Source organism: Pseudomonas sp. NPDC007930 (assembly GCF_042958985.1).
Lineage (GTDB): Bacteria > Pseudomonadota > Gammaproteobacteria > Pseudomonadales > Pseudomonadaceae > Aquipseudomonas.
On sequence record NZ_JBIBKC010000031.1, the window covers coordinates 1 to 26104 of the forward strand.

Here is a 26104-nt window from a genome sequence, read left to right on the forward strand (position 1 = left end):
AAAAACAAGGGGATATTTTTTGTTTGATGAGAGGCCGGCTGTGCCGGGCGATAGGCCCTGAAGCTCATGCACAAAATCAGCAGAGCTCACAGATTCATCCCTTCCATGAAGCCGTGAATTTGCTTAAGTGAACAGCATTACGGCACAGCCGGGCGAAGGGCCCTGAAATACCCTCCCGGCGAACTTGCCCGCGGCAAAACGATCTAGGCATAGGCCACCCTCGCTGGAGCCTGCCCGTGCCACGCCTGTGCCTGCTGTTGTTGCTCGCCCTGTTCAGCTTCGATGCCATCGCCGCCCCCGCCGCGGCCGAGCCCAAACCCGAAGACACCACCCTGGTTCAGGGCGGCCTGCTCGGCACCCTCGGCTCGAGCCTCGACGACCTGCAAGACTCCCTCAACCTCGACCAGAACCTGCTCGACAACTGGCGCCTGCGCACCGACCGCGCCGCCAACGAAGCCGGCCAACTGATCGACCAGCAGGTGGCGGAGAACAGCCTGGGCCTGGCCCGCGACTTCATCCTGCTCAGCGCCTGCTGGGTGCTGGCCTTCGGCGCCCTGCACGTGCTCGCGCGCTGGCTGTGGGCGCGGGTGGGGCGGCACCCGCCGTTCAACCGGCGCAAGCGCCTGCATGCCGTGTTCGGTTACCTGCTGCGCTTTACCCTGCCGGCGCTGGCGGCGCTGCCCGCGGCCATCGCCGTGGCCCACCACCTGCCGCTGTCGATGGCCCGCGCCTCGGCGCTGAGCTTGGCCTACGCCACCAGCAGCGGGGTGTTTTCCACCTCGGTGGTGCTGTGCGTGATCACCCTGTTCGATGTGGGCCACAAACGCGCGGCGGTGGCGGTGCTGCGCCGCCACGCGCCGCGCCAGTTGTTCCTGATCGGCTTTCTGGCGGCACTGGGCGATGCCCTGACCAGCCCGCAGATCGCCCGCCAACTGGGCAGCAACCTCACCGCCAGCATCGCGGCGATCTGCGGCCTGCTGGCCACGGTACTGTTTGCCGCGCTGGTGCTGCGCATGCGCCGGCCGGTAGCGCACCTGATCCGCAACCGCGGCTACAACCAACGCCACCAGCACCGCGCCGTGCAGGAAACCCTGCGGATTTTCTCGGCACTCTGGTACCTGCCGATTCTGCTGATGATCCTGGTGTCGATGATCCACCTGATCGGCGCCGGCCAGGAAAGCCAACAGGCGTTGCAACGGGCCTTGATGACCACGGTGCTGCTGGTGGGCGCGGTGTTCCTCAGCACCCTCGCGCACCACCTGCTCAGCCCGCCACCGGCCGCCGACAACGGCCGCACTCGGCCCTACCTGGAACTGGTGCGCAGCCTAGCCCACGCCTTGGCGCGGGTGGCCATCGCGATTGCCTTCATCGAGCTGCTGGGGCGCATCTGGGGCGTGTCGGTGCTGCAGTTTGCCGCGCGCAATGCGGTAGGCCGGGCAATCAGCGACTCGATCAGCGCCATTGGTTTGATCTTGCTGGTCACCTGGTTGCTGTGGGTGGTGATCGACACGGCGATCCAGGAAGCGCTCAAGCCGGCGGTGGGCAAGCGCGCCAGCCGCCAGCCCAGCACCCGGGTGAAAACCATCCTGCCGATGCTGCGCAACGCTACCAAGATCGTGCTGCTGGTGATCTGCGTGATCACCACCATGGCCAACCTGGGCATCAACGTCGCGCCGCTGCTGGCCGGCGCCGGGGTGGTCGGCCTGGCGATCGGCTTCGGCTCGCAGCAGCTGGTGCAAGACGTGATCACCGGGCTGTTCATCCTGATCGAAGACACCATCGCCATCGGCGACTGGGTGGTGCTCGACTCTGGCCACGCCGGCACCGTTGAGAGCCTGACCATCCGCACCCTGCGCCTGCGCGACGGCAAGGGCTTCGTGCATTCGGTGCCGTTCGGCCAGATCAAGGCCGTCACCAACCAGTCACGGCAGTTCGCCTATGCGTTCTTCTCGGTGCAGGTGACCTACGACAGCGATGTGGACACCGCCCTGCGGCTGATCCGCGAGACCGCCGCCGACATCGAGAACGACTTCCTGCTGCGCACCAACCTGCAGGGGCCGTTGCAGATTTTCGGGGTGGATAAAATGGACCTCAACGGCATCACTCTGACCGCGCAGTTCCGCACCACCTCCGGCGGCCAGTACCCGGTGGGCAGGGCGTTCAACGAGCGGCTGAAGAAAAAGGTCGATGAAGTCGACAACGTGCAGTTTTCCCAATACCTGGTCGCGCCGCGGCCACAATAACCTTCGGGCGATCAGCGCACGCAAAGCCCCTCGCCGCCGGTACCCGCGCGCCGGCGGCTGAGGTATGCTGCGCAGCTTCGCCCCTCCAGAGGCCGGTTACATCGTGCTGCAAGCCCCCCTTCTGCGCCTGGCGCTGTTCGCTGCGCTGGTCGGCGCCGCCGACATGATCCTCAGCCGCACGCTGCAGGCCAGTGTGTTCTATTGCAGCAGCGTGCCCCCAGGCTGCGGCCTGCTCGGCCTGCAGCAAGGCTTGCTGGAGCTGCTGCAACTGCCCGGCTCGCATGTGTCGAGCTGGTTCGCCCGGGGGCCGCTGGCACAGCTGCCGGCCAGCCTCTGGTGGTGGCTCGATGGCCTGTGCTGGGCCCTAGCCGCCTTCCTCCTGGGTACGCTGGCCTGCCGCCGGCGGGCTCGTTAACCCCCTCCCGCATAGGACTTTTAGCCCATGGCTCACCGCCTGCTCGTTTTGAACGGCCCCAACCTGAACATGCTCGGCCTGCGCGAGCCCGGTACCTACGGCAGCGAAACCCTCGCCGATGTAGAGGCGATGTGCAGCGCCACCGCCCAGGCCCATGGCCTGGACATCGAGTGCAAGCAAACCAACCACGAAGGGGTAATGATCGACTGGATTCACGCCGCCCGCGGCAAGGTCGATGGCATCGTGATCAACCCCGGCGCCTGGACCCACACCTCGGTGGCCCTGCACGACGCCTTCGCCGCGGCCGAAGTGCCAGTGCTGGAAGTGCACATCTCCAACGTGCACAAGCGTGAAGCCTTCCGCCACCACTCGTACATCTCGCTGATCGCCGTGGGCGTGATCGCCGGGTTCGGCACCCACGGCTACAAGCTGGCGATCGACCACTTCGCCAAGTTGTTGAAGAAGGCTGGTTAGGCCACCAGGGCCCCTCGCCCGGCACAGCCGGAGTGCCGGACCACGGCCTCCCACAGATTGTGTATTGCCGCTTAAATCAAGGATTTACACAAACCCGTGGGAGGCCGGCTGTGCCGGGCGATGGGCCCTGAAGCCATGCACAAAATCAGCAGAGCTCACAGATTGATCCCACCCATGAAGCCGTGAAATGGCTTAAGTGGACAGCGTTACGGCCCAGCCGGGCAGTGGCTGCTACAACCCGGTAATCGCCTTCAGTTGCTCAGCCTGCGGCGCCCCCTGCTGCTGCTCCAGCAAGCCGCGCTCGTTGCGGTAGAAAATCGCCGGGGTGGCCTGGGCGCCCAGGGCCGTCATCAGGTCGACGTTATCGGCCAGTTGCTTCTCCAGCGCCGGTGGGATGGCCCCCAGGGCCTTCAGAGTACTGCCCTTGCCGGCGGCCTCGTGGTCATGCAGGGCCTTGGCTGGGTCCTGGCTGGCCAGCAGCGCGGCGGCCTTGCCGGGGCTGTCGTTGCGGATGATCCCCACCATCACGTGGCGCAGCTGCAGCTTGCCAGCCTCCACCGCCGGCCGGGTTTGCTGCCAGAACAGGTTGCAGTAGGGGCAGTTTGGGTCACTGAACACATACACCACCCGCGCGGCATCATCGCGCCCGTCGGCGATCCAATGGCTGGCCTCGAGGCGTTGCCACATCTGCTCGCTCAGCGGTTTGTACACCTGCTGCTCAAGCGGCGCCGCGGAGAGGTCCTGGCCCTGGGCGTCATAGAGGTGGCCCATCAGCACATGCTGGCCGTCGGCGGTGAGGTACAGCGCTATGCCCTGGCCCTGGTAAGTGGCGGCAAAGCCTTGCAGGCCACCGGGGGCGTCGAAGCGGCCGAGCACCTGGGCGCCCTTGCCCACCAGCGCCTGCACAGGGGCGGGCCAATCGCTCGCGGCCTGCGCCGCGCCGCTGCCGAACAACGCCAGAACGAACAACACGCGGCGTAAGGGGGTGTTCATGGTGGCTCCTTGTTACATAAAAGTCGGCCGCCAGCCTGGGCCCAACGCATTAACCGGGCGTTATCAACGTGCATCGTCAACGCCTGCTCCGTTACGATGGGCGCCTTGGCTCTACGATAACGGTTGCGCATGCCCGAACCCTCACTGCCCCCCGTACTGGCCGGCCCCCTGTTACGCCGCTCGAGCCCCGAGCAATTGGCGCTGTGGCTGGTCACCTCGCAGCCGTGCCCGCTGCGGCTGGAACTTCAGGTAGACGGCAGCCCCGCGCGGGCCACCCTCGACCTCGCGGCCCACACCACCACCCTGCAGGTGGGCCGCCATGCCTGGCTGCGCTTGATCAACGTGGCGCTGGCCGAGCCGCTGCCCTACGACACCCTGGTGCACTACGACCTGCTCGCCGCCGGCCAGCCGGTCGCCCAGTGGGGCCCGCACCTGCTGTACGAACGCGCGCAGCGCCTGAACTTCGTGCTGCGCGAGCGCCTCGACCACCTGCTGCACGGCTCGTGCCGCAAGCCCCATCACCCCAGTGCCGATGGCCTGCTGTGCGCCGACCGCCTGCTCGACGCGCGCCCGGCCGCCGCGCAGCGCCCGGCCGTGCTGCTGCTCACCGGCGACCAGATCTACGCCGACGACGTGGCCGGGCCCATGCTGCGCGCCATCCACCAGTTGATCGCCCGCCTGGGGCTGTTCGACGAACAGCTCGACGGCGCGGTGGTGGCCGACAGCCAGGCGCTGTACAGCCACCCAGCCACCTATTACCGCCGGGTGGGGTTGCTGCCCGACCTCGACAGCAACCGCGGCGTGCGCGAGCGGTTTTTCGGCGGGGTGCGCAAACCGATCTTCACCAGCAGCAGCGCCGACAACCACCTGGTCACCTTCGCCGAGGTGATGGCCATGTACCTGCTGGTGTGGTCGCCGCTGCCGTGGCGGCTGATCGAGGTCAGCCTGCCGCCGCTGGAGGCCCCCGCTGCCGAGCGCTGGGCGCTGGAGGCCGGGCGCCTGCGCGGCTTCTGCGCCGGGCTCGGCAAGGCGGCGCGGGCGCTGGCGCACCTGCCCACGCTGATGATCTTCGACGACCACGACGTGACCGACGACTGGAACCTCTCCGCGCAGTGGGAGCACACCGCCTATGGCCACCCGTTTTCACGGCGGATCATCGGCAATGCGCTGCTCGGCTACCTGCTGTGCCAGGGCTGGGGCAACGCGCCGGGGCAGTTCGGCGCACCACTGGAAGCGGCCGAAGCCCTGGCCAGCGAGGCCGCCGCCAGCGGCTGGCTGCCCAGCGCCGGGCAGGATGCGCTGATCCAGCAACTGCTGCGCTGGAACGCCTGGCACTACAACCTGCCGAGCAACCCACCGCTGCTGGTGCTCGACACCCGCACCCAGCGCTGGCGCAGCGAGCGCAACCTGGCCAGCCCCTCCGGGTTGATGGACTGGGAAGCGCTGTGCGAGATGCAGCAATACCTGCTTGACCACCCGGCCTGCGTGATCGTGTCACCGGCGCCGATGTTCGGGGTCAAGCTGATCGAGGCGGTGCAGCGGGCGTTCAGCGCCCTGGGCCAGGCGCTGCTGGTCGATGCCGAAAACTGGATGGCGCACAAGGGCGCGGCGCGCACGCTGCTGAGCATCTTCAGCCATTCGCGCACGCCAGGGCGCTACACCATTCTGTCTGGGGATGTGCACTACTCGTTCGTTTACCGCATTCGCCTGCGCCACCGCGCGGGCGGGCCCAGCCTGTGGCAGGTGACCTCCAGCGGGATCAAGAACGAGTTTCCGCAGCGCTTGCTGGCGTGGTTCGACCGGCTCAACCGCTGGTTGTATTCACCGCGCTCGCCGCTGAACCTGTTGACCCGCCGGCGTGGTATGGAGGTCAGCCCCTACCTGCCCGACCGCCGCGACGCCGGCGAGCGGCTGTGGAATGGCGCGGGCTTGGGCTGGGTGAAGTTCGATGCGCACGGCACGCCGGTGGAGATGGGGCAGTATGATGCCGACGGCCGTGGCAAGACGCGGTTTGTCGAGGGTGGTCTATAGGGCCCATCGCCCGGCACAGCCGGCCTCCCACCAGATTTGTGTAAACCATTGATTTTGGAAGCAACACAGGCCCCGTGGGACGCCGTGGTCCGGCATCCAGGCTGTGCCGGGCGATGAGCCCTGCAAATCACACTCAGATCGGGGTTTTCTGGTGGTGGTTGTCCATCGGCGCCCCGCGGTGCCCGGCGGCATGGCGCTTGGCCTGGTCGATGCCCCATTTGAGCAGTTCCGCGGTCGGCCCCGGGTCTTCGACCTTTTTCTTCACTTCTTCGTGAAGCACCTGGCCGTCGCTGCCGTAAACACGCATTTCGATCAGGTACTCCTGGTCAGCCGTCTGCCGCGCCGTGACATGGATCTTCGCCCCGTTGCCGAGGGTTTCTTCATGCACCTTGGTCAGATGGTCGTTGCCCATCCAGTCTTCATGCCCATGCTCTACCATGCCCGTTCCTCTTGTCCGATGGTGTTGCGGGTTCTACTAGAACCGACCCGGCCATCGGCGCAAGGTTCAAGGCATGGCCAAAGGCTGGGCCAATGCCTGGCGCAAGGTGGCTGCCAGTTCTTCTTCCCGGTAAGGCTTCTGCACGATCAGGTATTGGCCGTCGTCCAGGCCGCCTATTTCAGCATAGCCGGTGATGAACACCACCGGCAGTTCCGGGCGGCGTTTGTGCAGTTCGCCGGCCAGTTGCGCGCCGTTCATGCCGGGCATGGCGTAATCGGTGACCACCAGGTCGATGCCCGGGCCCAGCCGTAGCAACGCTTGGTCGCCGCCGTCGGCCTCCACTACCGTGTAGCCCAGGCCTTGCAGCGCCAGCGCGGTGATCGCCCGCACGCTGGCGTCGTCATCGACCAGCAGCACGGTGTGGTGCTGGCTTTGCGGCGCTTCCACCGGGGCCGTTGGCGCGGCTTCGGCGGCCTGGGTCTGTGGGCCACCAGGCAGGTATACCTTGACCGTGGTGCCCTCGCCCACCACCGAATCGATGGCCACACCGCCACCGGACTGCTTGGCGAAGCCAAACACCTGGGCCAAGCCCAGGCCCGAGCCCTTGCCCACTTCCTTGGTGGTGAAGAACGGCTCGAAGGCCTTGGCCAGCACCGCCTCGCTCATGCCGCAGCCGGAGTCCTGGATCGCCAGCACCACGTAGTTGCCGGGGTCTGGCGCTTCCGGGCGGCGCGCCGGGGCGGTGATCACCTCGTTGCGGGTGGCCAGGCGCAGCGCACCGCCCTCGGGCATGGCGTCGCGGGCGTTGATCGCCAGGTTGAGGATGATCATCTCGGTTTGCGTCGGGTCGACCTGGGCGCTCCACAGCGCTGGCTCGGTGTCGGTTTCGAGCCAGATGCTGCCGCCGAGGGTGCGCTGCAGCAAATCGAGCATGCCCTCGACGGTTTCGTTGAGGTTCACCGCGGTGGGTTGCAGGCGCTGGCGCCGTGAGAACGCCAGTAACTGGCTGGTCAGCCGGGCGCCACGCTCGCCGGCTTCGAGAATGTTCTGCAGGCGGTTGCCGAAGCGGGTGTAGTTTTCCTTGGCGAGGTCGCGCATCAGGAAGTTGGTGCTGCCGAGGATCACCGTCAGCAGGTTGTTGAAGTCGTGGGCCACGCCAGCGGTGAGCTGGCCGACCGCCTCCAGGCGCTGCATCTGCTGCAGCGCAGCCTCTACCCGCTCGCGCTCGGCGATCTGCTCGCGCAGGCGCTCGTTGGTCGCGGCCAGGGCATCGAGCACCTCGCGCTCGCTGGTGATGTCGCGCACCGCGGCGTACAACACGCCGCCTTCGGGCACCAGGGTCCAGGCCATCCAGCGGTAGCCGCCGTCGGCGTGGCGCAGGCGGTTGACGAAGCGGCTCGACACATTGCCCTGGGCCAGGCTGGCCAGCTCACGGTTGGTGGTGGCCTGGTCGTGGGGGTGCACCAGGTCGACCAGGCGCATGCCGGCAAGTTGTTGGCGGGTCCAGCCGAGGGTGAATTCCCAGGCCGGGTTGAGCGCCTCGGGGGTGGTGTCGGGGAGGATCACCGCCAGCAGTTCGCGAGACAACTCCCAGGTGCGGTCACGCTCGCGGGTGCGCTTTTGCACGCGGTCGCTGAGCAGTTCGTTAAGCCGTTCGAGGGCCTCGGTGGCCTGTTGCTGTTCGGTGATGTCTTGCAATACCCCGGTAAAACGCACGCACTGGCCGTGCTCGAAGCTGGAGCGGCCGGTGCTGCGGAACCAGCGCTCGGCGCCGCTGGGCAGGCGCACCCGGTAGTCGACCTGGAACGCCGGCGCGCCGGCCAGGGCTTCGTTGACCCGGTTGCGCACCCGCTCGCGGTCATCGGGGTGAATGCCCGCGTAGAAGAACTCGAGGCTGACGCTGGCCGCCTCGGGCAGTTCGTGCATGGCCTTGCAGCGGGCATCCCAGATCAGCCCTTCGCTGCGTGGGTCCATGTCCCAGGTGCCCATCCGCGCCGCCTCGATGGCAATCCGCGCGCGTGACTCGGCGTCGTGCAGGTCGCGCTCGGCGCGTTGGCGCTGGCGGCGCTCATCGACCTCGGCCAGGGCCCGCTTGACCGCCGCCGGCAGCAGCGGGAGGTTTTGCTTGAGCACGTAGTCGGTGGCGCCGCTGCGCATCATCTTCACCGCGTGCTCTTCGCCGAACACGCCGGAGATCACGATGAACGGGGTCAAGGGCGCGACGTGATGGGCAACCTGCAGCACTTCTTCACCCGACGAACCGGGCAGCAGCACGTCGCTGAGGATCAGGTCGAACTGCTGTTGTTGCAAGGCCGGCACCACCTCGGCGTGGTGGTGCAGCAAGGTCGGCACGAACTCGAGCCCCGCGCGCTCCAGCGTCAGCAAGGTGAGCTCGGCATCGCGGGTACTGTCTTCGATCAGCAGCAACTTCAGGGGGCGCGCGGGCATGGTCAACCTATGTCAAAGGCCCGCTTACACTGGCGGGCGGCGCTGCAGGCGCAGGGAACCGGGTGGTGGCTCGTTGAGAACGGCCCAGAAGATGCCCAAATCGGAAATCGCCGAGACGAACGCCTTGAACTCCACCGGCTTGACCACGTAGGCGTTCACGCCCAACTGGTAGGCACGTTGCAGGTCGGGTTCTTCTTTCGACGAGGTGAGCATCACCACCGGGATGCTGCGCAGCTCTTCGGCCTCGCGCACCGCCTTGAGCACCTCAAGGCCGTCGACCTTGGGCAGCTTCAGGTCGAGCAGCATCACCGCCGGGTTACCTTCGTCACGCCCGGCATGCTCGCCGCGGCGGAACAGGTAATCCATCGCTTCGGCGCCGTCGCGCAGCACGATCACTTCGTTGGCCAATTGGCTACGTTCCAGCGCCACCAAGGTCAGTTCCAGGTCCTTGGGGTTATCTTCCACCAGAAGAATGGGTTTGAGCATGTTTGCCTCTTGAAAAAATACAGGTTGCCTGCCGGTCACTCACGCCGCGGCAACGCGAAATAGAAGGTGGCACCCTCTCCCAAGGCGCCATCGGCCCATACACGCCCTTCATGGCGTTCGATGATCCGCCGCACACTGGCCAGGCCGATGCCGGTACCTTCGAACTCTTCCATGCGGTGCAAGCGCTGGAACACCCCGAACAGCTTGCCGGCGTAGGCCATGTCGAAGCCCACGCCGTTGTCTTTCACATACACGACCACTTCATCGCGCCGTTGTTCGGCGCCGATCTCGATCACCGCGGGCGCGCGGTCTCGGGTGTACTTGATGGCGTTGGACAACAGGTTGCGCAGCGCCAGGTGGATGAACGCGGCATCCGCCACCACCCGTGGCAGCGTGTGCACGTGCCATTGCACCTCGCGCCTTTCGAAATCCGGGGCCATTTCGCGGCGGGTGGCTTCGACCAGGGCGGTCAGGTCGACATCCGACAGGCGCAGCGCCGAGCGGCCCATCTGCGAGAAGCTCAGCAGGTTGTCGACCAGGGTGCCGGCAAAGCGCGCAGACTCGCCGATGTGCTCGAGAAAACGCAGGCCGCGCTCGGACAGGTTGCTGCCCTCGAAGTCGCCCAGCAGCTCGGCGTAGCCGGCGATGTGCCGCAGCGGCGCGCGCAGGTCGTGGGACACGCTGTAGGAAAACGCCTCGAGTTCCTTGTTGGATTTTTTCAGGTCGCCGGCCATCTGCGCCAACTCTTCGGCCTTGCGCAGCACAATGCCGAGCACCGCGGTGCGCAATTCCAGCGCGCCTTCGACGACCATCGGCTCCCAAGCGGTGGAGTGCCCGCTCACGGTTTCACGCCACAGCTCGAAGCTGCTGCGCGGGTTCAGCACGGCGCCCCCGGCCCAGTTTTTTTCCGGGCGGCCGGCCCAGTTGACGGTGCGCTGGCGTTCAACGCGGAACCACATCAGGTAGTGGTTGTGCAGTTCGGAGATCGCCACCGCCAGCACCCCCGCCACGCTGCCGGCCAGGGCGGGCAGCTCGGGGATGTCGCGGCCGACGTTATCGCTCTGGAACACCTGCTGGGTGCCCAGGCCGCGCTCGCTCAGCCAGTTGGCCAGGGCCTCGACCTGCTCGGCGCCTGGGGCGCTGCCAAACAGCTCGCAGCTGGATTCGGAAAACACCGCCGCGCCCTGGGCGCCGGCAAAATCGATGAACACGTCGGGCAGGGCCTTGAGCCCGCCTTGCACGCTGTCGCAGTCGGCCATCGCCGAGAGCATCTTCACGATGTTCTGGCGCAGGCCCAGCAGGCGCTGGGTGTCGGCTTCGGTCTCGCGCGCTTCGATCTGCAGCGACAGCACGCTGCCGAGCAGTTCGCAGGCCATGCGCACTTGGAAGCCCACCGCCAGCGGCGCCTGGTTATGGCACGACACCAACCCCCAGAGGCGCCCACGCACCACGATCGACAGCGACATCGACGCCGAGGTGTTCATGTTGCGCATGTACTGCAAGTGCACCGGCGACACGCTGCGCAGGGCGGCGTAGCTCATGTCGAGCGGGCGCTCGGTGCGCGGGTTGTGTGGTGGCACCAACGGCGAGCTTTGGTAGTCGGCGTCTTCGATCACGCGGATGCGGTTGGCCACGTACAGCGCGCGGGCCTGGGCCGGGATGTCTGTAGCGGGGAAGCACAGGCCGAGGTAGGCCGGGTAGCCGGCGTCGGCCTGCTCGGCCAGCACCAGGCCATTGCCCTCGGGGTCGAAGCGGTAGGCCATGACCCGGCCAAAGCCGGTGATGCGTTTGATTTCATCCACCGCCAGGCGGCACAGCGCCTCGACATCCTGCGCCTCTTCCATGCGCCCGATGAAGCTGCGCACCAGCGGGTACAGGTGGCCGTAGGCCGCGGCAATGTCGCTGGCCGGCTCGAACTCGGCGATGACCACGCCGTCGTGGGCATGGACCATCATCGCGAAGGCGCGCTCGGCCGTGTTGAAGCGAACGTCGCCCCAATGGGAGGGGTGGGTTTCGTCCGCCGGCAACTCGGCCAGCCGCGCCAGCAGTGCTTCACTGCCGGGCAACAGGCTGGCCAGGGTTTGCCCCAGCACGCGCTCGGCGGCCATGCCCAGCCAGGTACTGACGTTGGCGCTGGCCTGCAGCACGCTGAACGTGCCTGGCTCGAGCACCAGCATGAAGCCCTGGGGCTGGATGCTACCCGGTATGTGGATAGGCTCCCTGGCGCACTGCTCGATGGCGGCTGCCAGGCCGGAAGCCGGTACGGTCGAAGTCAACTCTGGCTCCTTGAGTGCCACCCTGGGGGCTATGGCGGTAGATAGCTAAGCCGAACCTTAACAGACTTGTACATCGGGGTCAGGCCCAGCGCGGCAAAAAAAAGCGGCTTGGCGGCCTGCGCGGTGGTGCTTCGGGAACCTCGGCGCAGGTTGCCGGTCAGTAAATGCTTCACGGACGAAAGGCCAGCACAATGACGCGCTTCAAGCACTTTCTGATTACTTACCGCTATAAAGGCGAGGCGCGCAGCTTCGCGCAAAAAGACAACCGCATGACCAGCGCCGATGCCTGGTACTACGCCTCGCTGCACAGTGGTGCCCGCCACCTTTACGGGGTCACCACCAGCCCGCAGTCGCCACGCGACCTGCGCCTGCACGCGCAGCAGTATGGAGTGACCGAGGTGGGCTTCCAGGAAGTACCCTGAGGCGCTCACCCGGTGGCAGGGCGCCAAGCCTGTACAGCGGGCATTTCCTGTACAGCCCCCGTCACGCTTTGCAGACCACTCATCGCGCGCCGCTTCGCCGGGTAAAACTACGCCGCCGCGCTGGCCTCACACACTGTACCCGCGCAAAGCGGGATCCCAATGACTGTGAAGAGGAAGTGATCATGTCTAGCACCGGAAAAAGCACTAACCCGGGCAACTTCGCCAACGATCGCGCCAAGGCTTCAGCGGCGGGCAAGAAAGGCGGCCACAACTCCGGCGGCAACTTCGCCCGCGACACCACCCGGGCCTCCGAGGCCGGCCGTAAAGGCGGCATGAACAGCCGCGGCAAGGCTAAGTCCTGAGGCTGCCCACCGGCTTGGGCGCGGGGTCGCCACGCCGCGGTGCGCTACCGCGGGGCGATGCGATCCTGGCGCCTGGCCGCTAAGTTTTAGCCACCCGCTGCCGATAGCCTGTTCAGTGCGCCGGTACCCCAGCCGGCCAGTGAAACCCGTGGGTGGAGAGTGAGCGTGGAAGATATCTTTTTGTTGGTCGAGCACAGCCGTGACCTGGGCGAGGTACACGTGCTGGGCTGGTTCGCGACCGAGGTTCAGGCCCGAGAGGCCGCCGAGGCCCTGGAGTGGCAGGCGCGGCGCGACGCCGAGCAGCTGCGCGCGACGGCCCAACCGGTGGACAGCGCGCGCTCGCGGCGCTACTGGGTCAAGGGCATTTCGCGCTTCCAATCGGGCGCGCTGGCCAGCTCTACTACCCTGCACTGAGGCGACGAACAGCCGACCACGCCGCAACAAAGCCTTGGCGTTGCTGGCTTTTTGATGGTATCGCTATACCGACCCCGCGCCTCACGCTGGCACGGGGCATGGAGAGCTGGCTCGGGGAGTGCTCAACGTGCTTAGGCACATCAGTATCGATCAGCTTCGAATGGGTATGTTCATCCACGAACTGGATGGCAATTGGCTCGACCACCCGTTCTGGAAAACGCGCTTCCTGCTGGCCCGCCCGCAAGACCTGCAAAAACTGCGGGAATCGGGCGTGCGCAGCTTGTGGATCGACGCTTCACGCGGCCTCGATGCCATCGCCCTGACCTCGGCACCCGCGCCCACGCCAGCGCCACCACCGGCCGCGGCGCCGACCGCTGCGCAACTGGTCACGCCAGTGGCACGGGTCGAACTGCAAGCAGAACTGCCCCAGGCGCTCAAGTTGCTGGCCGGCTCCAAGGCGGCGGTGGCGGCAATGTTCAACGACGCCCGGCTGGGCATGGCGGTCGACCCGGCGCGGGTGACCGAAGTGGTCACGCAAATCTCCGGCTCGGTGCTGCGCAACCCCAGCGCGATGATCAGCCTGGCCCGGCTCAAGCGCGCCGACGACTACACCTACATGCACTCGGTGGCGGTGTGCGCGCTGATGATCGCCCTCGGCCGAGCGATGAACCTGCCCGAAGAACAACTGATGCAGGCCGGCACCGCCGGGCTGTTGCACGACATCGGCAAGCTGGCCATCCCCGATGACATCCTCAACAAGCCCGGGCGGCTGACCGACGAAGAGTTTCGCACCATCCAGCAACACCCGCAGGAAGGTGCGCGGATCCTGATCGACAATTGCGAGGTCAGCGCGCTGACCCTCGACGTGTGCATGCACCACCACGAGAAGGTCGACGGCACCGGCTACCCGTTCGGCCTGCAGGGCGAGCAGATCAGCCTGTTCGCGCGGATGGGCGCGGTCTGCGACGTGTACGACGCCATCACCTCGCAGCGTGCCTACAAAAGCAGTTGGGACCCAGCCGTGTCGATCAGCAAGATGGCCGAATGGAAAGGCCACTTCGACCCCGACGTGCTGCATGCCTTCGTCAAGTGCGTGGGCATCTACCCGATCGGCGCGCTGGTGCGCCTGGAAAGCGGCCGGCTGGGGATCGTCACTGAACAGAGCGAACGTTCGCTGCTCACGCCCAAGGTGAAGGTGTTTTTCTCGACCCGCTCGAACATGCCCATCCCTCAGGCCACGGTGGACCTCTCCTCGAGCCAGTGCACAGACCGCATCATCGGCCGCGAAGCCCCGGAAAAGTGGGGCTTTCGCGACCTTCACGAGCTATGGGCAGGGCCGAACTCGCTGCCCGACTAGGGCCTAGCCACCGTCGGCATGGCACACCCGCCGGCTATCGTTGGCCACCAGTTGGTTGGCGCTGGGGCCGGAGAGGATCTGGGTGGAATAATCGAGAAAGGTCACCTTGGCCTGGCTGACTTCCAGGCAGCGGATGTCTGACGCTACCCACACCCCTTTCAGCGCGATCGGCCCGGAGCCCTTGCCCGCCAGGTAGGGGCCGCTGAGGGTGACGTTCTTGTCCAACCCGCCACCGGCCACGCGCCGGCCAGCCACGTCATAGGCTGCCAGCCTGAGCTCGACGTACTTGAAGTCGCGCCCGGATGTATTGGAAAACGCCAACGCCAGGTCGACGTCGCCTTCGCTACTGATCGATGGGGCGAAGGTTGTGATCTGCAGCGGCGCGCCATCCACGCCGCCGCCTCCGCCCCCTGCACACGCCGCCAGCAACAACACGGCCACCAGGCCACCGCCGAACTTCATGCCTTGCCTCATGCATGCCCCTTTCTTGTTCAGGTATGTCGCGTTTGAGTGTAGCCATGTTCACGCAGGGCGGATCCGATTGTTACAACAACCCCTGCGGCCCGTGGTGGCGCAATGCCAAAGCGTTGAAAAAAATCGGATCCCACGCTGTCGGGATGAAAAAACCGCGTCTAGTCTTTGATACGAGCCACACACAATTGCTGGCGCCAGGCCATAAGAAAAGAGACAACCCTGCTATGGAACAGGAACCCGCGTTCGAAAGGGTCGGCAACGACCGGTTTCTCTGGAAACACCTCTGGCTGCTCGACGGCCACCAAGTGCGCTGCCGCTATTGCGAGGTGGAGCAGCCGCTGGAACATTCCCACTTGCCGTTCTGCCACGAAGCCGACTGCCCGGCGCGCACACCGAGCGACCAATACCCCTGGCGAGACCTGATCGATGTGTTAACCCTGCCCTACCGGCATTGACGGGCAGGGCCGTGAAAACACCCCCACACGCTCAACAGAACCTTGATGCGCGTTTCACGCCGGTTTCACGTTTGAACGCCGATACTGGGCTCCCCATGTGTGATCAAGCTTCAGCCCGCTTCGGCGGGTTTTCTTTTGCCTGCCGTTCAGGGTTGCGGGGTGGCCGCGCGATGTATATAGTCCCCGCCTGGGTCGCCAAAGGCTTGTGGTTCAACAAGTTAGCGGCCCTTGCGCTACCGCCCGAATGGTGAAATTGGTAGACACAAGGGACTTAAAATCCCTCGCGGGTAACCGCGTCCCGGTTCGACCCCGGGTTCGGGCACCACTGAGATCAATAGCTTTGGCCGCGCTCGCGGCAGCCAACCGGCTTGCGATTGCCCTCATTCTTCACCCTCGCCGCTCCCTGCCCCACGGTATGCCTCCATGGCTGCGCCGCCTGCTCTATACCTGCACAACCCGACCGGCCTCCTTCAAATTTCGCGGATTCGAATCGCTGTTAGCATGGGATGGGCAAGCTAGCTTTTGAAAATCGCCAAGGCCGATCAGTCAAAAATCTATGACGCTGCCCAGGCGCTGGCCCACATGCCCAACGTACAGAACATCAAGGCCCTCACTCGGCATCAATTCGGGTACCGCTTACGCGTAGGGCGCTACCGTGTACTGTTCGATTGGGAAGGCTCGGTCAAAATCGTGAACATTGAAGAGGTCAGCAAACGCGATGAACACACCTACTGACGTACAAATCATCAACGGGCCAGACGGCATGCCCGCTTTCGTCGTGATCCCTTACGCACAGTATGTGAAAGACCATCCAGCCGAAGACCTAATACCCAACGAAGTGGTAGGTTACATGGTCAAGGAAGGGCTTACGCCTATCGCTGCCTGGCACAAACATCGTGGATTATCGCAGGCGGAAGTCGCTGCCCGAATGGGTATCTCGCAACCCGCTTACGCCCAACAGGAACAAGCGGCAAAACCGCGCAAGGTGACTCGGCTGAAAATAGCCAATGCGTTAGGCGTGGCCGAACCCTTGCTTAATCTGTGAGCCTCGCTTAATGCACCCATCGCAAGCGCTGCGGTGTGTCGGCGGGGACCGACGGGCTTAACAATGCCAAAACTATCGGCGAGCCCGCACCCCACCTAGAGCGCTGCACAATTGCATGCCCACCGCATTCGGCCTGTTCAGGCCGGGCAGGCTAAACCGGCGTCACCGAAATCACCTCCAGGTATTTGAACCGCAGCTTCTTCGCCGCCGCCTTGGCTTCCTGTTCAGCCACCAGGGTGCTCAAGGTACTGGCGTCATAGACCAGGTCCTCGGTTTGCCCTTCAAACAACTTACTGGCGCGGATGATCACCCGCAGTTTGGGGAAGCCGCGGCCGCCGGCCGCCTTTTTCGGCTGGGCCGCCGGCCCCGCGGGAACATCGGCCTGGCGCGCCGGGGGCGGTACCAGTGCCTGGCTGGAAAGCCCAAAGAGTGCAATGCGCATTTCTTCTTCTAGATCGTTGCTCATTCGATACCTCTTAGTACCTTGCGGATACACACTGCGAGCGGGCTGGCGTGGGTTTAATGGCGGTTTTTCTCGTGTGCGACACAGCCCCAGTAATAAGACTTACCCACGGCCGCCGGTGCCGCGCGGCTGTGGCTGCTGAAGGTTTGTTCGGTAATACCGACGGCCATCTTGCGCATCCACGGTTGGGAATAGTTGCGCTTCAACAACACCCGCCGAGTGCTGTACAGGGTTTTACCGGAGAGTTTGGCGTGCTGCGCGGACGCCGCCACCTCCGAGCCCCAGCGGCACACCTGAACTTCCTGCCGCGACAGGTTGCGCGCCTGTGCCGCGCTGATGGGCACCGCCATGAGCAGGGTAAAGGCCGCGATAAAACTCGACACACGCATACAAAAAGGCTCGCAATGATCGGGAGCCGGAAAGCTAGCGAAAACAATTTGTTACGGGGGCCATCATTGCGATGGCACCCCTGCCCTTCAGCCCAGCTTACTGCAACCAGGATTCAACGGTATCGCCACCGAACTCGGCCTTCCAGGCCTTCAGGGTTTTGTGGTTGCCACCTTTGGTTTCGACCACTTCACCGCTGTGCGGGTTTTTGTATTGTTTCACTTCACGGGGTTTGCGTTGTGCTTTAACCGGCGCCGCGGCAGTGCGTGGGCTGCGGCTCGGTGCGTGCGGGTCAAGCAGTGCAATGATGTTTTTCAGGCTGTAGCCATACTCGGCGAGCAGGTCACGCAGCTTTTGTTCGAATTCGATTTCGCGTTTCAGGCCGTCATCATTTTTAAGGGTTTCCAGCTCGGCCAGTTGGGCTTGCAGCTGTTGTTCAAGGGCACGGAATTCGGCAAGGCGAGACATGGGTATTCCTTCAGGTGTTCTAACGATGGCCTCAGTATAGGGCGGGCTATTGCGGATCAACAAGAACTCTGTGTTTTTAATAGTCCGCGCTTTCCGCCAAAACAGCGGAATAATTAAACCGCTGTTAATTCAATACTGGGCCTGAATCTTGTGCCGCGCGGCACTTATAGCTTGCGGCTTGCGGGCTTGGACGTCACGCAGAGGGCTAAAAGCCCCCTTTTTACACCACATTTTTGTAGTATATTGCTTAGGCAGACGGAGGCACATTTATGTACAGCTACCCTATCCGATTTGAAAGCGACACCGCACCCGGCATGGCAGTGTTTTGCCGCGACCTGCCGGAACTCAATAGCTTCGGCGATGACGAGCGGCACGCCATGAGCGAGGCGGTGGATGCAATAGAAACCACGCTGTCAATCTATGTTGATCAACGCCGAGAAATCCCGCGGGCGACCGCGGCACAGGCAGGCGAGCGCGTTGTTCACCTGCCGGTTACCACTGTAGCCAAGATCGAACTTTGGAACGCGATGGTCGAGCGCGGCATGCGCAAAGCAGATTTACGCCGCCTGCTCGGCGTTGCACAGAACACCAGCGACCGCCTGATCGACTTCTTGCACCCCAGCAAGATAGATGCGCTTGAGCAGGCGCTGGCAGCGCTTGGCAAACGCTTGGTGATACACACCGAGGCCGCTTGATGCTCTAGGCGCAGGCGGCATTGCGCAAAGCTATGCTACTACTCGCTCTCCTCCAGCACTTGATCACGTACCCCTCACGGCACCCCCGGATGCGGCCGCGGATACACCCCCACTACCTCCAACGGCTTGGCATACGGCCCGTCCCACAACTGCGCATGCAACTGGCCAATGCGCCCGGCCATGGCAGGGTTGCGCATCACCACCTCGAGGTTGCGCGAGGTGTCGAGGTAACCGCCCAGCCAGTTGCTGGTGCCAACCCAGGCGACGGCGCCGTCGATTTCCATGGTTTTGCTGTGGATCACCCGGGCGTAGGGGATGAACCCCTGCGGCGCGCGCGGCAAGGTGACGATGCGCACCTGCACGTTGGGCACCCGCGCCAGGCTTTGCAGCCAGGGTAGCTCCGGTTCGCCGAGGTTCCAGTCCGAGACCATCAGCTTGACCTGCACGCCACGGGCGGCGGCCTCGCGCAGAGCGTTGTCGATCAGCGGGTAATACGGCCGGGTGTGGTTCGGGCCGTAGCTCAGCGGGGCGTAGTCGAGCAGTTGCACGCGCACTTCGTGCTGGGCCTGGGCGAGCAGGCGCGGCAGCTCGCGCTGCGAGTCGCGCACCCCGGGCGGGTTGAAGCGCGCCGGGCTGGCGATCAGGTAGTGCGCAGGCGGTTCAGCAGGTGCCGCGCTGGCCGCCGGTACTGGCACGGGCTGGCCAGCGGCCAAGGCGGCCTGCGCGGCCCAGTCCTGGTCGAAGATCGCCTGGGCCTGCCCGGCAATCGTGGCGTCGGTCACCCACAGGCCGGTTTCGTGGATGTGCGCCAACGAGCGCCAGTCAAAGTTCTGGCTGCCGATAAAGGCGCGCTGGCCGTCGACCACGAAGAACTTGGCGTGGATGATGCCGCCCCCAACCTGGGCATAGGCCAGGGTGTGGAAGGTCAGGTTGGGGATCGCCTTGAGCTGTTCGAGGGTGCTCGCCTCGGAAAGCTTCAGGCCCTTTTCTTCGAGCAGGAAGCGGATTTTCACCCCGCGCTCGCCGGCCCGGCGCAAGTGTTCGAGCACCTCGCTGAGGGCGCTACCGGGCACGGCGGCGGCGTAGAACTGTTCGATGTCGATGCGCTCGCGGGCGCCGTCGAAGGCTTCTGCCCAGACGTTGGCCGGGCTGCGCAGGTCGGGGGTTTGCAGGGCGGTGGCTTCGGGCACGGTGTGCACCAGTTCCAGGCCGGGGATGGTGAAGCTGGCCCAGCAACTGGGGGCTGCCAGCAGCAGCGCCCAGCCGAGGCGTTTGATCAGTGGCGGCATGTAGGTTTCTGCCTGGGTTGAGGGCCCTTCGCCCGGCGCAGCCGGGGCGCCGGCGAAGGGCTAGGCGGCTTAGAGGGTACGCAGTTGCGGGGCGCGCTCGTGGTGCGCCGGCGCCAGTTCATCGGCGGTGCGGGCGCCCATGGCGGCGCGGATCAGCAAGCGCTTGAGCAGGTCGTTGATGCGCTCAACGCGGTCCTGGAACAGGTTGTGGAACACCACGCAGAACAGCGCGATGGCAATCCCCAGGCCAGTGGCGTAGAGGGCGGTACCGATACCGGCGGAGATCTGCCCGGGGTCCGACACGCCGGCGCTGGCCAGCGCCTTGAAGGTGTCGATGATGCCCAGGATGGTCCCCAGCAGGCCCAGCAGCGGCGCCGCGGTGACGATGGTTTCGATGATCCACAAGCTGCGCGCCAGCGGCGCGCGGCTTTCGAGGTACTGGCTTTCGATCACATCGTCGAGGTCTTTGCGGGTGCCATGGCTGGCTTTCTGTTCCAGCACGGCGCGGGCCATGGCCAGCGGCAGGCTGGGCTTGGCCGCCGCGCCCTGGGGCAGCTCGGCGGCGTTGCGGGTGCCCGGCGCCATGCCGTCGACCAGCCGGCGTGCCTGGCGGGCGACGTAGGCGAAGTACAGCGAGCGCTCGATGATGATGAACACGGCGATCGCCAGCGCGCCGTACATCACATAAAAGGTGATGTCGTGCATCAGGTTGGTATTCATGCTGCCTCCAGGTTAAAAGTCGGCTTCGAGCGACACGGTCACGGTGCGTTCCAGGCCAACGATGTAGGCCGGGTCGCCGTCGCGGTAGCCGCTGTAGCTGGCCGAGTTGGTCTTGACCGTGTACACGCCGTCCAGATACTTCTTGTCGAACAGGTTGTCGACGTTCAAGCGCAGCGTCGCGCTCTTGACCACGCGTTTATCCACCGGCAGGTAGATACCAGCGCCGAGGTTGAACACGGTGCGCCCGGGAATGGACTCATCGTTGGTCAGGTCGCCGTAGATCTTGCTGGTGTACTTGGCACCGAAAGTGCCGTAGTACAGGCCGTCGTCATAACCGATGTTGGCCGCCAGCATGTTTTTCGGCACGTTGGCGAACTGTTTGCCCGCCGTCGGCACCGTCACCGGCACGCCCGCGCTGTAGGCGGTGATGTCGTCTTTCTGCTTGGACTGGGTGTAGGTGTACGAGGCGTAGTAGTTGAAGTGGTGCGGCAGCAGCCCGCTCCATTCCAGTTCGATGCCCTTGTTGTCGACGTCGCCGGCGCTGATGTCGGCGTAATCGCCGGCGGCATCGCGGGAAGACACCTGGCGGTCCTTGAACTGCATGTAGAACAGGGTGGCCGCCAGGCTCATGTTCTCTTCCTGCCAGCGCCAGCCCAGTTCGTGGTTCCAGCTCAGTTCCGGGTTCAGGTTGATCGAACCGGCGCCGGCGTCGTACAGCACGTAGTTGTAGGGAATGCGCATGTTGCGCGACAGGCTGTAGAAGAACTGGTTGTGTTCGTCGGCCTGGTACTTCAGCCCGGCGTTGGGCAGGAACTTGTTGTAGCTCTGCTTGCGGCGCTCTTCGCGTTCGGTGAGGCTGCCGAGGTTGTGGCCCTTGCGCTCGACGTTCATGAAGCTCAGGCCGCCGGTGAGGGTCCAGTCGGCGTTGATGTACCAGCTGTCTTGCACCCAGAGTTTTTGCGCGGGGGTTTCGGTGTAACGGTTGCGGCCCTGCACGGTATTGCCGTTGGCGTCGGTGACTTCACCGTGGTCGGGGAAGTCGCTGCCCACCGGGTTGCCCAGCGAGTTGATGGCGATGAACGGCTGGGTCTGGCGCTGGCGGGCCAGTTCGTACCAGTAGCCGAAGGTCATGCTGTGGTCGCCCAGGTCCCAGTTCAGCTTGGTGGTAAAGCCCGGGCGCCAGGTTTGCGTGCGCGAAGAACGGTAGTACACGCCAGAGTTGGGCGTGCCGTCGGCGGCGTAGCCGGCCGCGCTGTTAAGGTTCGACAGGTCGTAGTTGCCCGCGGTGCTCGAGGCGCTGTTCAGCGCCGAGGGCGACGCGCCGCCACCGCCGCCGTTGCCGTAGTAGTAATACGGGTTGAAGGTCCAGGTCAGGTTGTCGGCCAGCTTCAGTTGGCTGTTGAACACCGCGGTGAAGGTTTCGAACGGGTTCAGCGCCAGGCCGTAGTAGCTGTTGATCTTGCCGTTGCTGCCCTTGGTGGCCAGCGCCGGGTACGGGTCGAAGTCACGGCCGTTCTGGGTGAACTGCGCCTTGGTCAACTGGCTGTAGCTGTTGTTTTCCTGCTTGTGGTACTTGAGGATCAGGTTGGCGAAGTTGCCATCGCCGGCGTCGAAGAAGCTGTTCCATTCGACCTTGTCGGCGCGCACCGCGCCGTCGCCGCGCCACTTCTGGCCTTCGGTGTGCGACGCCGACAGCCAGTTCGACAGGCCGTTGATTTCACCGGTATTGACCCGCGCAAAGGTTTTGTAGGTTTGGTTGCTGCCATAGGTTTGCTTGACGAACGCGCCGCTTTCCTTGGTCGGGCGCACGGTGGTCAAACCGATGTTGCCGCCGCTCGAGCCGATGTGCGGGCCGTCAGACTCGCTCGAACCCTGGGTGACGAAGATCTGGTCGATGTTTTCCGAGTCACCGAGCAGGTTGGAATACAGCGCATAGTTGCCGGAGTCGTTGATCGGCATGCCGTCCATCGACATACCGACCTGGTCGGAGTTCATCCCGCGCATGGTGAAACGGAAGCTCGACAGGCCCGTGGCGTCTTCGCTGGAGATGTTCAAGCCCGGGGTGTACTTGAGCTTGTCCATGGCGTTGCCGGTGGGGGTCATTTTCTCCATGGCTTCCTTGGTCACGGTCGAACGCGCCTTGGCGCTTTCTTCCTGCACCATGTAGCCACCGCCCAGCGTCGCCTTGCCTTCTACGCCGATGTTGCCCACGTCGCGGTCGGTGCTGGTGTCGTCGGCCAGGGCCACGCCGTGGACCAGGCCCGCGGCGACCAGCGCCAGGTGAATCTTGCTATACCTCATGACAGGCATTCCTATGGTGTGTGTGGTGCGTGCTGTTACTGCACGCTGTAGTTGAAGGTGGCAGTGAAGCGTTGCTCGTTGCGCCCGTTGAAGGCTTGTTCCGGGAACGGCTTGACCTGCTTGATGCGGCGCAGGCTGTTGCTCGCGGCGCGGTTGAGCAGTTGGCTGGAGGCCGGGGTTTGTATGCCGGCATCGAGCACGTTGCCGGCGCGGTCGACCAGCAGCCACACCACCACATCGCCGGTGGGCCGCTCGAGCGAGGCCTGGCGCCCGGTGGGGTATTGCTTGAAGCGGTCGATGTCATTGCGCAGGCCGCTCATGTAGCCGCCCTCCAGGGCCTGGCTGTCGACCTTCGGCGCGGCCGGCGGCGCGGCGGGCGCGGGCTTGGCGGGCGCTGGCGTAGGCGCCGGGGCGGGCGTGCTGGCCACCTGCGGCGGCGGCGGGGCCGGCTGCGGCGTGGGTTTGGCGGCCGGCTTGGGCTCGGCCTTCACCACCGGCTTGGGTTTGGGTTTCGGCACGGGCTTGGGCGGCGCTGGCAGCGGCGCTTCGGGCGCGTCGATCAGCGGCGGTTGCTCCGCCACCGGTTCCACCGGGGTGGGCTCGGGCGGCGGCGGTTCGGGCAAGGGCTGGGGTTGCGGCTCGGGCTCGGGCGCGACCAGCGCCACTTCCACAGCGCTGTCGTCGTAGTGCGGCTCAAGCTTGAGCGGGCGGGTGTTCACCGCCAGCAGCACCACGGCGCCGGCGATCAGCGCCGGCAGGGCGCCAAAGCCCTGGCGGGCACGGTAGAAGTAGTAAAGGCTCATGGTTTGCGGGTAGCGATCGAAACAGAGGTAAAACCACCCAGGCGCAGGGTGTCCATGACTTCCACCAGCCGCGCCACTTCAACGCCCTTGTCGCTGTTGACGATGATCGTGGTCTTGCTGTCGGGCTGCTGCTGGGCCTTGAGCGCGGGCACCAGGTCGGCCACTGGCATGGCCTTGCCATCGAGCTGCAACTGGCCGTCCAGGCCCAGGGTCACGACGGCCTTGTTCTGCGGCTTGAGCTGCTGCGCGCTGCTGGCGCTGGGCAGTTGGGTCTTCATGCCCAGGGCCGGGATCACGTTCAGGCTGACCAGCACGAAGAACACCAGCAGGAACATCATCACGTCGATCATCGGGATCAGTTCGATGTGGGCTTTGCGCTTTTTTGGTTCGTCCCAGGTTCTCATGGGGCCCTCCTCAATAATTAGAGCCGGAACTCTAAATTTGATAAATGACCGTTCGGTTAATGAATATTTACAATTCGAAATAATCTGAAGCCCGCCACAGAGCGCCCGGGAAGCCGTCATTTAGACGTCATACAACCGCAACGAAAGCTGCCCACAGTGTCCGCTTTTGACCAGGCAGACAGCAGCCGATGGCCCCTCCTTCACTCCGCACCGCGCGCCTGTGGCTGACCCCACCGCAAGCGCAGCAAGCCGGCCACATCGGCTACTGGCTGGGCGCGCCGTACCGGGGCCAGGGCTATATGCGCGAGGCCACCGAGGCGGTGCTGCGCTATGGTTTCGAAGACCTGGCCTTGCAACGCATCCACACCGCCTGCTTTGCCGCCAACGCAGCGTCGGCGCGGGTGCTCGAGGGCGCCGGGCTGCAACCCGAAGGCTGCCGGCGCCGGGCGTTTCGCAAGGGCGATACCTTCCACGACCTGTTGCTGTTCGGCGCCCTGCGCGAGCAGTGGCTGGCGGAGCCGCGCTGATGGCCACCCTCACCCTACCCCGCCGCCACCTGCTCGGTGCCGGCCTCGGCCTGGCGCTGCTGGGCCCCTACACCCGCGCCGCCGGGGTGGATTACCCGTTCAGCCTGGGCGTGGCCAGCGGCGACCCACTGCCCGATGGCTTCGTGATCTGGACCCGCCTGGCGCCGCGGCTGAACCTGCCGCGGGCGGTGCCGGTGCGCTGGGAAGTGGCCAGCGACGCGCAGATGCGCCACTTGGTCAAGGCTGGGGCCACCCACGCCCACCCGGCCGCCGGCCACAGCGTGCACGTGGAGGTGGCCGGGTTGGCGCCGGGGCGGCCGTACTGGTACCGCTTCACCGCGCTGGGCGAACAAAGCGCCATCGGCCGCTGCCTTACCGCGCCGCCGCCGCAGGCGCTGGCGCCGCTACGGCTGGGGGTGGTGAGCTGTTCGCACTGGGAGCTGGGCTACTTCAGCGCCTACCGCCACCTGGCCGCGCAGCAGCCCGACCTGGTGCTGTTCCTGGGCGATTACATCTACGACAACAGCTTCCCCGACGGCCACCCGCAGAAGATCCGCAGCCACCACAGCGCCAATGCCGTGACCCTCGCCGACTACCGCGCGCGCTACGCGCTGTACCGCACCGACCCCGACCTGCAAGCGCTGCACGCCTGCGCCCCGAGCGTGGCCACCTGGGACGACCACGAGGTGCAGAACGACTACGCCGGGCGCTGGTCGCAGAACCCCGAGCAAGCCGTGGCCAGCTTTATGGCCCAGCGCGCGGCGGCCTACCAGGCGTTCTACGAGAACATGCCGCTGCGCCGTGCCCAGCACCCCACCGCCCAGGGCCTGCGGCTGTACCGGCGCTTGCGCTTCGGCGCGCTGGCGCAACTCGATGTGCTCGACGGCCGCCAGTACCGCGACCTGCAAGCCTGCCCGCAGCCCGGCGCCAGCCGCGGCGGCCACCTCGCGCCGCTGAGTTGCCCAGACCTCTACGCGCCCCAGCGCAGCCTGCTGGGCTTCGAGCAGGAGCACTGGCTGTACCAGGGCCTGGCCAGCTCCCAGGCGCGCTGGAACCTGATCGCCCAGGACCAACTGATTGCGCCGTTCTGGCAACACAACGGCACCGACCCGGCCCTGAGCACCTGGACCGACGGTTGGGGCGCCTACGGCGCCAACCGCGAACGGCTGATGGCCGCCATGCATCGCGCGAAGCTGCGCAACCCGGTGTGCTTCGGCGGCGACATCCATTCCTACTGGGTCACCGACCTGCACCTCGAAGACCGCAACCCGGACTCGGCCAAGGTCGCCACCGAGTTCGTCGGCACCTCGGTGACGTCCTACGGGCCGCCCTATGAGGCGTTCATGAAGATGATGGGCGAGAACCCCCAGGTGAAGTTCTTCGACAGCCGCCGGCGCGGGTTCATGGCGGTAGACCTGAACCCGCAACGGATGGACGTGACCTTGCACAGCGTGAGTGACCCGCGTGACCCACAGGCCGCGTTGGGCACGCTGGCGCGCTTTGTGGTGGAGGATGGGTTGATCGGCGCGCAGCGGGTGTAGGGTTTCAGGGCCCTTCGCCCGGCACAGCCGGCCTCCCACGGGTTCTGTGTAGCCTAGGAAATCAAGGACCACACAAGTCTGGTGGGAGTCGCCCCGCCGCCAAGGCGCCGCGCTGTCGCGCAGCAAACAGGGGGCGCACGGCATTCGAGCCAAGGTGATCCGACCTGATTAA

The 26104-nt window shown here is 65.3% G+C and carries 28 protein-coding genes and 1 tRNA gene; 15 read left to right on the forward strand and 14 right to left on the reverse strand.

Annotated features, from left to right (window positions below; all coding sequences use genetic code 11):
* The first annotated feature begins 236 nt into the window (after nucleotides 1–236).
* The 3 genes from ACFZCE_RS26610 (at nucleotide 237) to aroQ (ending at nucleotide 3132) form a co-directional block, all read left to right on the forward strand.
* Complete coding sequence (locus ACFZCE_RS26610) at nucleotides 237–2243, forward strand: mechanosensitive ion channel domain-containing protein (RefSeq protein WP_390943543.1); 2007 nt, start codon at nucleotides 237–239, stop codon at nucleotides 2241–2243.
* Between the two features lie 64 nt (nucleotides 2244–2307).
* Entirely contained in the window at nucleotides 2308–2658 is a 351-nt protein-coding gene (locus ACFZCE_RS26615; protein WP_390943544.1) for a hypothetical protein, read from the forward strand.
* Between the two features lie 27 nt (nucleotides 2659–2685).
* Entirely contained in the window at nucleotides 2686–3132 is a 447-nt protein-coding gene (gene aroQ, locus ACFZCE_RS26620) for a type II 3-dehydroquinate dehydratase (protein WP_390943545.1), read from the forward strand.
* 231 nt (nucleotides 3133–3363) lie between these two features.
* Here aroQ and dsbG read toward each other — a convergent pair whose 3' ends face one another.
* On the reverse strand, nucleotides 3364–4125 hold the full coding sequence (dsbG, locus tag ACFZCE_RS26625; protein ID WP_390943546.1) for a thiol:disulfide interchange protein DsbG: 762 nt from the start codon (nucleotides 4123–4125) through the stop codon (nucleotides 3364–3366).
* A 129-nt stretch (nucleotides 4126–4254) separates the two neighbouring features.
* On the opposite strand from dsbG, the gene ACFZCE_RS26630 reads away from it, so the two are divergent.
* A complete protein-coding gene (locus tag ACFZCE_RS26630) occupies nucleotides 4255–6156 on the forward strand; it encodes an alkaline phosphatase family protein (RefSeq protein ID WP_390943547.1) in 1902 nt (633 codons plus the stop codon).
* A 133-nt stretch (nucleotides 6157–6289) separates the two neighbouring features.
* Here the strand turns inward: ACFZCE_RS26630 and ACFZCE_RS26635 are convergent, their stop codons facing one another.
* The 4 genes from ACFZCE_RS26635 to ACFZCE_RS26650 all read right to left on the reverse strand — a co-directional run bounded on the left by ACFZCE_RS26635 (nucleotide 6290) and on the right by ACFZCE_RS26650 (nucleotide 11805).
* Entirely contained in the window at nucleotides 6290–6595 is a 306-nt protein-coding gene (locus tag ACFZCE_RS26635) for a hypothetical protein (protein ID WP_390943548.1), read from the reverse strand.
* A 66-nt stretch (nucleotides 6596–6661) separates the two neighbouring features.
* Nucleotides 6662–9043 carry a response regulator gene (locus tag ACFZCE_RS26640; protein ID WP_390943549.1) on the reverse strand — a complete coding sequence of 794 codons (2382 nt, stop codon included), beginning with the start codon at nucleotides 9041–9043 and terminating at the stop codon, nucleotides 6662–6664.
* Between the two features lie 24 nt (nucleotides 9044–9067).
* Complete coding sequence (locus tag ACFZCE_RS26645) at nucleotides 9068–9529, reverse strand: response regulator (RefSeq protein ID WP_390943550.1); 462 nt, start codon at nucleotides 9527–9529, stop codon at nucleotides 9068–9070.
* A gap of 35 nt (nucleotides 9530–9564) precedes the next feature.
* The gene (locus ACFZCE_RS26650) at nucleotides 9565–11805 is read right to left on the reverse strand and encodes an ATP-binding protein (protein ID WP_390943551.1); all 2241 of its coding nucleotides are present in this window, start codon (nucleotides 11803–11805) and stop codon (nucleotides 9565–9567) included.
* Nucleotides 11806–11996: 191 nt separating this feature from the next.
* On the opposite strand from ACFZCE_RS26650, the gene ACFZCE_RS26655 reads away from it, so the two are divergent.
* The 4 genes from ACFZCE_RS26655 (at nucleotide 11997) to ACFZCE_RS26670 (ending at nucleotide 14360) form a co-directional block, all read left to right on the forward strand.
* Nucleotides 11997–12227 carry a DUF6555 family protein gene (locus tag ACFZCE_RS26655; RefSeq protein WP_390943552.1) on the forward strand — a complete coding sequence of 77 codons (231 nt, stop codon included), beginning with the start codon at nucleotides 11997–11999 and terminating at the stop codon, nucleotides 12225–12227.
* Between the two features lie 182 nt (nucleotides 12228–12409).
* A complete protein-coding gene (locus ACFZCE_RS26660; protein WP_390943553.1) occupies nucleotides 12410–12589 on the forward strand; it encodes a KGG domain-containing protein in 180 nt (59 codons plus the stop codon).
* Nucleotides 12590–12754: 165 nt separating this feature from the next.
* Nucleotides 12755–13003 (forward strand): hypothetical protein, encoded by a 249-nt coding sequence (locus ACFZCE_RS26665; RefSeq protein WP_390943554.1) that lies wholly within the window; start codon nucleotides 12755–12757, stop codon nucleotides 13001–13003.
* 127 nt (nucleotides 13004–13130) lie between these two features.
* The gene (locus ACFZCE_RS26670) at nucleotides 13131–14360 is read left to right on the forward strand and encodes a DUF3391 domain-containing protein (RefSeq protein ID WP_390943555.1); all 1230 of its coding nucleotides are present in this window, start codon (nucleotides 13131–13133) and stop codon (nucleotides 14358–14360) included.
* 3 nt (nucleotides 14361–14363) lie between these two features.
* On the opposite strand, the gene ACFZCE_RS26675 is transcribed toward ACFZCE_RS26670, so the two are convergent.
* Complete coding sequence (locus tag ACFZCE_RS26675) at nucleotides 14364–14822, reverse strand: hypothetical protein (protein WP_390943556.1); 459 nt, start codon at nucleotides 14820–14822, stop codon at nucleotides 14364–14366.
* Nucleotides 14823–15058: 236 nt separating this feature from the next.
* Here ACFZCE_RS26675 and ACFZCE_RS26680 point away from each other — a divergent pair, with 236 nt between their 5' ends.
* The 4 genes from ACFZCE_RS26680 to ACFZCE_RS26695 all read left to right on the forward strand — a co-directional run bounded on the left by ACFZCE_RS26680 (nucleotide 15059) and on the right by ACFZCE_RS26695 (nucleotide 16334).
* Nucleotides 15059–15289, forward strand: coding sequence for a hypothetical protein (locus tag ACFZCE_RS26680; protein ID WP_390943557.1), 231 nt, complete (start codon nucleotides 15059–15061; stop codon nucleotides 15287–15289).
* 238 nt (nucleotides 15290–15527) lie between these two features.
* Nucleotides 15528–15614, forward strand: a tRNA-Leu gene (locus tag ACFZCE_RS26685).
* 257 nt (nucleotides 15615–15871) lie between these two features.
* Nucleotides 15872–16024 (forward strand): type II toxin-antitoxin system RelE/ParE family toxin, encoded by a 153-nt coding sequence (locus ACFZCE_RS26690; protein ID WP_390943569.1) that lies wholly within the window; start codon nucleotides 15872–15874, stop codon nucleotides 16022–16024.
* Nucleotides 16008–16334 (forward strand): helix-turn-helix domain-containing protein, encoded by a 327-nt coding sequence (locus ACFZCE_RS26695; RefSeq protein WP_390943558.1) that lies wholly within the window; start codon nucleotides 16008–16010, stop codon nucleotides 16332–16334. Before ACFZCE_RS26690 ends, ACFZCE_RS26695 begins: the two co-directional genes overlap by 17 nt.
* A gap of 151 nt (nucleotides 16335–16485) precedes the next feature.
* Here ACFZCE_RS26695 and ACFZCE_RS26700 read toward each other — a convergent pair whose 3' ends face one another.
* The 3 genes from ACFZCE_RS26700 to ACFZCE_RS26710 form a co-directional block, all read right to left on the reverse strand.
* The gene (locus ACFZCE_RS26700) at nucleotides 16486–16800 is read right to left on the reverse strand and encodes a hypothetical protein (protein ID WP_390943559.1); all 315 of its coding nucleotides are present in this window, start codon (nucleotides 16798–16800) and stop codon (nucleotides 16486–16488) included.
* Nucleotides 16801–16853: 53 nt separating this feature from the next.
* Nucleotides 16854–17186, reverse strand: coding sequence for a hypothetical protein (locus ACFZCE_RS26705; RefSeq protein WP_390943560.1), 333 nt, complete (start codon nucleotides 17184–17186; stop codon nucleotides 16854–16856).
* A gap of 97 nt (nucleotides 17187–17283) precedes the next feature.
* Nucleotides 17284–17652, reverse strand: coding sequence for a histone-like nucleoid-structuring protein, MvaT/MvaU family (locus ACFZCE_RS26710; protein WP_390943570.1), 369 nt, complete (start codon nucleotides 17650–17652; stop codon nucleotides 17284–17286).
* Nucleotides 17653–17921: 269 nt separating this feature from the next.
* Between ACFZCE_RS26710 and ACFZCE_RS26715 the strand changes: the two genes are divergently transcribed.
* Entirely contained in the window at nucleotides 17922–18347 is a 426-nt protein-coding gene (locus ACFZCE_RS26715; protein ID WP_390943561.1) for a type II toxin-antitoxin system HicB family antitoxin, read from the forward strand.
* A gap of 74 nt (nucleotides 18348–18421) precedes the next feature.
* Here ACFZCE_RS26715 and ACFZCE_RS26720 read toward each other — a convergent pair whose 3' ends face one another.
* The 5 genes from ACFZCE_RS26720 to ACFZCE_RS26740 all read right to left on the reverse strand — a co-directional run bounded on the left by ACFZCE_RS26720 (nucleotide 18422) and on the right by ACFZCE_RS26740 (nucleotide 23864).
* Nucleotides 18422–19636: a phospholipase D-like domain-containing protein gene (locus ACFZCE_RS26720; protein WP_390943562.1), complete on the reverse strand. Its 1215-nt coding sequence runs from the start codon at nucleotides 19634–19636 to the stop codon at nucleotides 18422–18424.
* A gap of 69 nt (nucleotides 19637–19705) precedes the next feature.
* On the reverse strand, nucleotides 19706–20356 hold the full coding sequence (locus ACFZCE_RS26725) for a MotA/TolQ/ExbB proton channel family protein (RefSeq protein WP_390943563.1): 651 nt from the start codon (nucleotides 20354–20356) through the stop codon (nucleotides 19706–19708).
* A 12-nt stretch (nucleotides 20357–20368) separates the two neighbouring features.
* Nucleotides 20369–22657 (reverse strand): TonB-dependent receptor domain-containing protein, encoded by a 2289-nt coding sequence (locus ACFZCE_RS26730; RefSeq protein WP_390943564.1) that lies wholly within the window; start codon nucleotides 22655–22657, stop codon nucleotides 20369–20371.
* 35 nt (nucleotides 22658–22692) lie between these two features.
* Nucleotides 22693–23460, reverse strand: a complete 768-nt coding sequence (locus ACFZCE_RS26735) for a TonB family protein (protein WP_390943565.1) — start codon at nucleotides 23458–23460, stop codon at nucleotides 22693–22695.
* Complete coding sequence (locus ACFZCE_RS26740) at nucleotides 23457–23864, reverse strand: biopolymer transporter ExbD (RefSeq protein ID WP_390943566.1); 408 nt, start codon at nucleotides 23862–23864, stop codon at nucleotides 23457–23459. The genes ACFZCE_RS26735 and ACFZCE_RS26740 overlap by 4 nt, the downstream gene beginning before the upstream one ends.
* Before the next feature lie 188 nt (nucleotides 23865–24052).
* Between ACFZCE_RS26740 and ACFZCE_RS26745 the strand changes: the two genes are divergently transcribed.
* Both ACFZCE_RS26745 and ACFZCE_RS26750 read left to right on the forward strand, forming a co-directional pair.
* Nucleotides 24053–24391, forward strand: a complete 339-nt coding sequence (locus ACFZCE_RS26745; RefSeq protein WP_390943567.1) for a GNAT family N-acetyltransferase — start codon at nucleotides 24053–24055, stop codon at nucleotides 24389–24391.
* Nucleotides 24391–25932 (forward strand): alkaline phosphatase D family protein, encoded by a 1542-nt coding sequence (locus ACFZCE_RS26750; protein ID WP_390943568.1) that lies wholly within the window; start codon nucleotides 24391–24393, stop codon nucleotides 25930–25932. Before ACFZCE_RS26745 ends, ACFZCE_RS26750 begins: the two co-directional genes overlap by 1 nt.
* Nucleotides 25933–26104: the final 172 nt, after the last annotated feature.

Coding starts and splice junctions, on each gene's coding strand:
- ACFZCE_RS26615 (WP_390943544.1), top strand. CDS start 2,308: ATGCTGCGCAGCTTCGCCCCTCCAGAGGCCGGTTACATCGTGCTGCAA.
- aroQ (WP_390943545.1), top strand. CDS start 2,686: ATGGCTCACCGCCTGCTCGTTTTGAACGGCCCCAACCTGAACATGCTC.
- dsbG (WP_390943546.1), bottom strand. CDS start 4,125: ATGAACACCCCCTTACGCCGCGTGTTGTTCGTTCTGGCGTTGTTCGGC.
- ACFZCE_RS26630 (WP_390943547.1), top strand. CDS start 4,255: ATGCCCGAACCCTCACTGCCCCCCGTACTGGCCGGCCCCCTGTTACGC.
- ACFZCE_RS26635 (WP_390943548.1), bottom strand. CDS start 6,595: ATGGTAGAGCATGGGCATGAAGACTGGATGGGCAACGACCATCTGACC.
- ACFZCE_RS26640 (WP_390943549.1), bottom strand. CDS start 9,043: ATGCCCGCGCGCCCCCTGAAGTTGCTGCTGATCGAAGACAGTACCCGC.
- ACFZCE_RS26645 (WP_390943550.1), bottom strand. CDS start 9,529: ATGCTCAAACCCATTCTTCTGGTGGAAGATAACCCCAAGGACCTGGAA.
- ACFZCE_RS26655 (WP_390943552.1), top strand. CDS start 11,997: ATGACGCGCTTCAAGCACTTTCTGATTACTTACCGCTATAAAGGCGAG.
- ACFZCE_RS26660 (WP_390943553.1), top strand. CDS start 12,410: ATGTCTAGCACCGGAAAAAGCACTAACCCGGGCAACTTCGCCAACGAT.
- ACFZCE_RS26675 (WP_390943556.1), bottom strand. CDS start 14,822: ATGAAGTTCGGCGGTGGCCTGGTGGCCGTGTTGTTGCTGGCGGCGTGT.
- ACFZCE_RS26680 (WP_390943557.1), top strand. CDS start 15,059: ATGGAACAGGAACCCGCGTTCGAAAGGGTCGGCAACGACCGGTTTCTC.
- ACFZCE_RS26690 (WP_390943569.1), top strand. CDS start 15,872: ATGCCCAACGTACAGAACATCAAGGCCCTCACTCGGCATCAATTCGGG.
- ACFZCE_RS26695 (WP_390943558.1), top strand. CDS start 16,008: ATGAACACACCTACTGACGTACAAATCATCAACGGGCCAGACGGCATG.
- ACFZCE_RS26700 (WP_390943559.1), bottom strand. CDS start 16,800: ATGAGCAACGATCTAGAAGAAGAAATGCGCATTGCACTCTTTGGGCTT.
- ACFZCE_RS26705 (WP_390943560.1), bottom strand. CDS start 17,186: ATGCGTGTGTCGAGTTTTATCGCGGCCTTTACCCTGCTCATGGCGGTG.
- ACFZCE_RS26710 (WP_390943570.1), bottom strand. CDS start 17,652: ATGTCTCGCCTTGCCGAATTCCGTGCCCTTGAACAACAGCTGCAAGCC.
- ACFZCE_RS26715 (WP_390943561.1), top strand. CDS start 17,922: ATGTACAGCTACCCTATCCGATTTGAAAGCGACACCGCACCCGGCATG.
- ACFZCE_RS26720 (WP_390943562.1), bottom strand. CDS start 19,636: ATGCCGCCACTGATCAAACGCCTCGGCTGGGCGCTGCTGCTGGCAGCC.
- ACFZCE_RS26725 (WP_390943563.1), bottom strand. CDS start 20,356: ATGAATACCAACCTGATGCACGACATCACCTTTTATGTGATGTACGGC.
- ACFZCE_RS26730 (WP_390943564.1), bottom strand. CDS start 22,657: ATGAGGTATAGCAAGATTCACCTGGCGCTGGTCGCCGCGGGCCTGGTC.
- ACFZCE_RS26735 (WP_390943565.1), bottom strand. CDS start 23,460: ATGAGCCTTTACTACTTCTACCGTGCCCGCCAGGGCTTTGGCGCCCTG.
- ACFZCE_RS26740 (WP_390943566.1), bottom strand. CDS start 23,864: ATGAGAACCTGGGACGAACCAAAAAAGCGCAAAGCCCACATCGAACTG.
- ACFZCE_RS26745 (WP_390943567.1), top strand. CDS start 24,053: ATGGCCCCTCCTTCACTCCGCACCGCGCGCCTGTGGCTGACCCCACCG.
- ACFZCE_RS26750 (WP_390943568.1), top strand. CDS start 24,391: ATGGCCACCCTCACCCTACCCCGCCGCCACCTGCTCGGTGCCGGCCTC.